This is a genomic window from Pseudomonas sp. RA_15y_Pfl2_54 (genome assembly GCF_963971015.1).
In the GTDB taxonomy this organism is placed as follows: Bacteria; Pseudomonadota; Gammaproteobacteria; order Pseudomonadales; family Pseudomonadaceae; genus Aquipseudomonas; species Aquipseudomonas baetica_A.
Genome location: NZ_CAXAPN010000041.1, coordinates 54,068 through 60,599 on the forward strand (window position 1 = coordinate 54,068; position 6,532 = coordinate 60,599).

At 60.1% G+C, this 6,532-nt stretch carries 8 protein-coding genes; 4 read left to right on the top strand and 4 right to left on the bottom strand.

Going from position 1 to position 6,532, the window contains the following annotated elements:
• Positions 1-54 precede the first annotated feature (54 nt).
• From creC to rloA2, 3 genes are all read right to left on the bottom strand, one after another.
• Positions 55-1,473: a two-component system sensor histidine kinase CreC gene (gene creC / locus AACY50_RS25225; RefSeq protein WP_339430250.1), complete on the bottom strand. Its 1,419-nt coding sequence runs from the start codon at positions 1,471-1,473 to the stop codon at positions 55-57.
• Complete coding sequence (gene creB / locus AACY50_RS25230) at positions 1,473-2,153, bottom strand: two-component system response regulator CreB (protein WP_339430251.1); 681 nt, start codon at positions 2,151-2,153, stop codon at positions 1,473-1,475. Before creB ends, creC begins: the two co-directional genes overlap by 1 nt.
• 73 nt (positions 2,154-2,226) lie before the next feature.
• A complete protein-coding gene (rloA2, locus tag AACY50_RS25235) occupies positions 2,227-2,730 on the bottom strand; it encodes a retropepsin-like aspartic peptidase RloA2 (protein WP_339539335.1) in 504 nt (167 codons plus the stop codon).
• 282 nt (positions 2,731-3,012) lie between these two features.
• Between rloA2 and AACY50_RS25240 the strand changes: the two genes are divergently transcribed.
• Positions 3,013-3,900, top strand: a complete 888-nt coding sequence (locus AACY50_RS25240; protein ID WP_339430252.1) for an acyltransferase — start codon at positions 3,013-3,015, stop codon at positions 3,898-3,900.
• A 1-nt stretch (position 3,901) separates the two neighbouring features.
• On the opposite strand, the gene AACY50_RS25245 is transcribed toward AACY50_RS25240, so the two are convergent.
• Positions 3,902-4,459, bottom strand: coding sequence for a DUF2780 domain-containing protein (locus AACY50_RS25245; protein WP_221731148.1), 558 nt, complete (start codon positions 4,457-4,459; stop codon positions 3,902-3,904).
• Positions 4,460-4,607: 148 nt separating this feature from the next.
• On the opposite strand from AACY50_RS25245, the gene AACY50_RS25250 reads away from it, so the two are divergent.
• The 3 genes from AACY50_RS25250 to AACY50_RS25260 all read left to right on the top strand — a co-directional run bounded on the left by AACY50_RS25250 (position 4,608) and on the right by AACY50_RS25260 (position 6,394).
• A complete protein-coding gene (locus tag AACY50_RS25250; RefSeq protein WP_339539338.1) occupies positions 4,608-5,243 on the top strand; it encodes a sigma-70 family RNA polymerase sigma factor in 636 nt (211 codons plus the stop codon).
• On the top strand, positions 5,240-5,914 hold the full coding sequence (locus AACY50_RS25255; protein ID WP_339539340.1) for an anti-sigma factor: 675 nt from the start codon (positions 5,240-5,242) through the stop codon (positions 5,912-5,914). Before AACY50_RS25250 ends, AACY50_RS25255 begins: the two co-directional genes overlap by 4 nt.
• A gap of 168 nt (positions 5,915-6,082) precedes the next feature.
• The gene (locus tag AACY50_RS25260; RefSeq protein ID WP_221731151.1) at positions 6,083-6,394 is read left to right on the top strand and encodes a hypothetical protein; all 312 of its coding nucleotides are present in this window, start codon (positions 6,083-6,085) and stop codon (positions 6,392-6,394) included.
• Positions 6,395-6,532 lie beyond the last annotated feature (138 nt).

The following is a 6,532-nucleotide window of genomic DNA, read 5'->3' on the forward strand; positions in this document are numbered from 1 at the left end:
GGGGGAAATATGGAGATTGTATGGAGACTTCACCGAGCCCTTCGCGACTCGGTCTCAAGGCAAGCGCAAAGTCACTTCAACGCCATTTTCAACATTGCGGATGCTCATCGACCCACCATGTAATTTGACGACCTCTTCGACGAAGTTGAGCCCCAGCCCGGTGCTCTTGCGCCCACTGTCCGGGCGCGGCAACGAGTAAAACCGCTCGGTCAAACGCGGCAAGGCGTAGTCGGGAATCTGCGCCGTTTCATTGAACAAGCGAAACTCAACCTGCTCGCCCACCCGCTCGGCGCTGAAGCGCAACAACCCCTGCAGTGGCGTGAAATCCAGCGCGTTCTCCAGCAGATTGCCCAGCGCCTGACGCAACAGAAAGGGCTCACCCATCAGCAGCAGATCCGCCGCCACAGCCTGCTCAATGCGCAACTGTTTACCCTCGATGCGCGCCGCCTGCCCTTGCAGCAACTCATCCACAAGCACCGCCAGAGGCACCGCAGTGCGCTCTTCCAGCCCCTGACGCTGTTCAACTTGCGCCAGATTGAGCAACCGCTCGATCAACTGCTGCATCCGCGCACTTTCGCTGTCGATGTTGCTGACAAAACGCATTCGCTGAACCGCGGGCATTTCACCTTGCAGCAACTCCGCCGCACCACGAATCGCCGCCAGGGGGCTTTTCAGTTCATGGGTCAGCGTGTGCACGTAACGCTCGACGTAGGCCTTGCCTTCCAGTTGCGTGCGCATCTGCTCCACCGCTGTCGCAAGCTGCTCCAACTCACCACCGCGATAGTGCGGCACTTCCACCCGCCGCCCTTCACTGACGGCCTGGGCGTAACCGGTCAAACGATGCAGCGCACGGCTCAACCACCACGACAGCAAGGCGCCGAACAACAGACCGAGGCCGATGAGCCCGGCACCATAAAACAGCAGGCGCCGTTCGGTGCGATCAACATAAGGTTGCAATGAGCTGTTGGGCTTGGCGACGGTCACCACACCAATGATCTGACCCTTGTCGCGGATCGGCGCGCCGACGTGCATCACCGAGGACGCGGGGTCATCCGGATCGCTGCGGCTGGAGCGTGCGCCGTACTCGCCACGCAACGTCAGATAGACGTCGTTCCAGCGCGAATAATCCTGCCCCACCGCCACGCCACTGGAATCGAGCACGACGATGCCCTTGGCGTCGGTGACGTAAATGCGATGGTTGACCTGGTTTTTCGGCAGCCCCCAGATCGTCGCTCGCGGTTGGCGTTCGCCGTAGGCGCGCAGCAACTCGGGCCAGCGGTTCTCGCTGAGGGTGCCGGCCTTGAAATCGTCGCGCAGGATTTCCGCCAGCAGGTTGGCGGTGTCGACCAGGGTTTCTTCGGTGGACTGACGCACGCCGGGACGGATCTCCTCCATCACCGTGTTGAGCACGAAATAGCCGGTCAGGCCGACAAACAGCACATACACCAGGAATATCCGCAGGCCCAACGACATCAGCTATGCCCCGGGCTGTAGCTGTAACCGAGGCCGCGATGCGTCTGGATCGGTTCGGCCTCGGCCCGCACCAGACGCAACTTGGCGCGCACGCTTTTGATGTGGCTGTCGATGCTGCGCTCGTAACCGGCGTCGGCCGCGACGCCCAGTGCATCGAGCAATTGCTCGCGGCTGAACACCCGCTCCGGTTGTTCAAGCAGGCATTGCAACAGACGGAATTCGTGACGGGTCAGGCTCAGCGCCTGGCCGCGATAGCTGATCTGCACACGTTCCGGATCGATGCGAAACAGCCCTGACGTGGCGTCGATGATGGGGCGCGGCGCCATGCGTTTAAGGATAGCCCGGACTCGCGCCGCCACTTCCCGTGGGCTGAACGGCTTGACCACGTAGTCGTCGGCGCCGATCTCCAGGCCCACCACACGGTCGATTTCGGCATCGCGGGCGCTGAGGAACAGCACCGGCACTTCGCTGAAACGCCGCAACTGTTTGCAGGTCTCGAAACCGCTGATGTCCGGCAGACCGATATCGAGGATGAGCAGATCCGCCGGCGTCTGCCGTTGATGTGCCAGCGCCGCCGCGCCGAGGCTCACCCAAGTGGTGGTGAACCCCTCGCCCTGCAAGGCAAAAATCAGCGTGTCGGCAATCGCCGCTTCGTCTTCGACAATCAGAATATGAGGCATGGCGTCCGAGCCTGTGGGTTAGGTGCGCGAACGGTGCCCCAAGCCTGACGTTACGTCAATGAGACCACTTGGCTCAGCAGTCCGGTTTGTCAGCGGTGAAGCGCCGCGCCGGATTCACTGCCGCGCCGAATTCACGCAAGGCCTTGGCACCGATCAGCAGCGGATAGTTGAAATTGCTGCGGTCGGTCAGGTTGACCTCCACGGTGCGTTTGACGTCACCCAGGCACAGTTCCAGATCGACCACCGGGCGCTTGGCGACTTCAGTGGTGTCGCCCTCGTCCTCTTCATCCGAGCGGCTCTTGATCTTGCTGATCCGCGCGACTTTGTGTTCGTAGACCTTGTTGCTGGCGTCCTTGGTGGCGAGGCGGAAGCGCACCCAGTTTTCACCGTCGCGGGTGAAGGTCTCGATGTCTTTGGCCGACAGCGAGGCGGTCAGCGCGCCGGTGTCCATCTTGGCCTTGAGTACTTCACCGCCGATTTCCGGCAGCGCAATGTATTCGTAACGCCCGTACAGGGTCGGCTCGGCGGCTATGACCGGCAGGGCGACGAGGGCAAACAGTGCAAGGAGGGATTTCACGTAGAGGGCTTCCTTGAAAAATGAGGGCGGCAGACGCGAGATTTTAGACACTCATTGAAGCATTCGTTCGCCTTGACCGGCCTTCGCGAGCAAGCCCGCGCCCACAAGGGGAACGCATTTCAAAATGTGGGAGCGGGCTTGCTCGCGAAGAGGCCAGAACAGTCAATACGCATTTAACCCGCACAATACCGGTACAAAAGTGAAACATTCGTCAGCGCAAATTTGGTCTGCCGCCCGAAGCTGCTTATCATGGCGCGCCCATCCAACGTCATAGAGTTGCTTATGCGCCGCCTGCTCACCGGCTGTTTCGTCACCCTGCTGCTGTTGCTCAACACCCTGATCCTGATCGGGCCGTTGATGGTCTTTGCCCTGCTCAAACTGGTGGCGCCCGGCCGCTGGCGCGACTATGCGTCGTGGGCGGTGATGTGGATCGCCGAGACCTGGGCCGAGATCGACAAGCTGATTTTCCACCTGTGCATCCCCACTCAATGGGACATTCGCGGCGGCGACGATCTGCGCGGTGACACCTCTTATCTGGTGGTCAGCAACCATCAGTCGTGGGTGGATATTCCGGCGCTGATCCAGACGCTCAACCGGCGCACGCCGTTCTTCAAGTTTTTCCTCAAGAAAGAGCTGATCTGGGTGCCGTTCCTGGGGCTGGCGTGGTGGGCGCTGGATTACCCGTTCATGAAGCGCTACACCAAGGCGTTTCTGGCGAAACACCCGCAACTGGCGGGCAAGGATCTGGAAATCACCAGGCAGGCCTGCGAGCTGTTCAAGCGCCAACCGGTCACCGTGGTGAATTATCTGGAAGGCACTCGCTACACCTGCGCGAAAAGTGCGCAGCAGCAATCACCGTTCAAGCATTTGCTCAAGCCCAAGGCAGGCGGCGTGGCGTTTGTATTGGCGGCGCTGGGTGAGCAACTGGATGCGATTCTCGATGTGACGGTGGTTTATCAACAGCCAAACATCCCGGGCTTCTGGGACTTGATCAGCGGCAACGTGCCGAAGGTGATCATCGACATCAAGACCCGCGAACTCGACCCGGCGCTGTGGCAGGGCGATTACGAAAACGATCCGGTGTTTCGCCAGAAGGTCCAGAGCTGGGTCAACCAACTCTGGAACGAGAAGGATCAGCGCATTGGCGAACTGAAAAACGCGCGCCGCTGAATCAGCTACCGGTGCCCGCGCCCCAGATGCTGCCCAGGCTCTGCAGGAGCGGGCCACCGACACCTTGATCACCGAGGTATTTGAGGAGCACCGGGGCAAACTGGCCGATCATCCCGCTGTCCATGCCCAAGGCGCCGAAGGCGTTGTTCAGATCGCTGGTGTTCTTGACGTTGCCCAGTGCGTTTTCCAGTCCGGCTGACTTGCCCGACGAGCCCAGCAACCCGCTCAACGCCGCCAGGTTGCCGCTACCGCCCGACAGCTTGTCGATGCCTGGCACTTCTTTGGCCAACTGCGAATAATCGGTGCTGCTCAATTGGTTCTTGGCCAAGCCAAGCATGGCGCTCGTGCCGCCGACGGCTTGCTGAGGGGTAACCCCCAGACCGGTGACGGCTTGCAGCAAACCGGCCGTTTCCGAGGTCGGCGCAGCGGCGGTGGCAGCGTTGCCGCCCTGCATGCTCGAAGCAGCCTTGGTCACATCGTCCAGGCTGAACCCGGCAAACACCGGGCTGGCCGCAAGGGTCATCAGCGAAGCCATGGCAATACCGCGTGAAATCTTCATTCAGACATCCTCTTGCGCTGTGAAAACCGCCCGTCAATGAACGGTAAAACTGCCGGTTTGACCGGGCATCCGCCGGCATGTTCCAAGCCAGCGCATCCATTTTCAGCATAGCCACGTATACAGATCGTGAAACCCTGGAATGATCGCGATGAATGGCATAACAGCTGTCGCTGGACTAGCCTGTGAACAGCCCGATATTCACCTTCGTCGCCGAACCTTTGCCTGGAGAGTCGTCATTTCCCTCGCCGACACCGATCAGTTGCGACAGTTGTTGGCCCAGTGTTCACTGGGCGATCGTCGCGCCTTCGAAACCCTGTACCGCAGCGTCGGCCCGCGCCTGCACGGCGTGGCCCTGCGGTTCATGGGCCGCAGCGATCTGGCGGAAGAAGTGCTGCAGGAAAGCTTCGTGCGCATCTGGAACAACGCCTCGCGCTACGAAGCGCACCTGTCGGCGCCGATGACCTGGATGATCAACATCACTCGCAACCAAGCCATCGACCAGTTGCGCAAACACCGCGACCGGCCGCTGAGCGATGTCGAACAGGACGCGCTGGCGGACGAAAGTCCTTCAGCACACGACCAATTGAGCAGCGCCCGCGAAGCCCACGCCTTGAACCGCTGCCTGGACAGCCTCGACGGCATGCAACGTCAGTCGATCAGCGTCGCCTACTTTCAGGGATTGTCGTGCACGGAGCTGGCCGAACACCTGGCCACGCCGCTGGGCACGGTGAAATCGTGGATTCGCCGTGGCATGGAACGCTTGCGCCGGTGCCTTGAATCATGAACTACCAGACCCCAGCCCTGCGCCGCGCCCTCGCCGCCGATTACGCCATTGGTTTGATGGGCTCGGCAGCACGGCGACGTTTTGAACAGTTGCTGCTCGACGACGCGGCGCTGCGGGCTGAACTGGCGCAATGGCAAGACACGCTGGCGACCCTCACCGAATCCCTGCCGGAACAACCAGTGCCCGACCGCGTGTGGCATGGCATTACCGCGCGGATTGAGCCGCAAGTGCTGCACGTGCCGGAAAAACGTCCGTTCTGGAACTGGCTGCGCGTCACGGCGGCGCTGTGTTCGATCGTGGTTTTGGTATTCCTCGGCTCGCTGTACAACCGCGATGACGCCCGCTACAGCGCAACCCTGCTGAGCGCCGACGCGCAACCAGCGCTGAAGGTCCAGGCGCATGCCGATTACCTGCAAGTCGAACCGCTGACATTGGCGGCAATTGATGCGGATCGCAGCCTGGAACTGTGGGCAATTACGGCCGATGGCAAACCGATCTCGCTGGGGGTGATCCCGGCGGGAGGCAAAGGCAAGGTTGAGTTGAGCGAGGCGCAGAAGGTGTTGATCGGCAAGCCGATAGCGCTGGCGGTGAGTCTGGAGCCCAAGGGTGGTTCGCCGACCGGGCAGCCGACGGGGCCGGTGCTTTATCAGGGTGCTTTGGCAGCCCTCTAATTGCCAAGATCAAAAGAACGTCCGAAGGCTGCGATCTGTTTAAGCCATTTATGGCCGATTACCTGGCACCTTTATTTCAAATCAAACTAGATACCTGTCAGATCTGACAGTTGGCGGCAAGCATTATCAAAGCGACCATTTCTGCTCCCTTTATGTAACGGAGTACAAATGATGAAGCTGAAAATGACCGCCGGCGTTTTGCTCAGTCTGGCCATGATGAGCACTGTTTATGCCGCTACTTGCCCGACTCTCTCAGTGACCCACTCTCAGGATGCCGAAGATCTCACCTTCACCTCTGCACGCCTGAAAGACAAAGACACTCCCAATTCAGTTGTCATTTGCCGATATGAAGGCAAGGACGACCTCGGTGCCTCGGCTGGTTACCGGAACGGCACACCGGTCAAAGGCACTGGAAGCAATTGGAAAGCGGATGATTGTGCAACCACTGACGGTGACGCCAGCAAATGCGAATTTAAATAGCCCGTTTGATTCATGTCTAGTCCTGAAATAGGTTTACACCTATCTCACCCTAACGCCCGATGCACTGCATCGGGCGTTTTGTATTTTAAGGACAGGTGCGGGCGCTCTTGGTTGTAGATCAAGACCGCTTCCCGCACC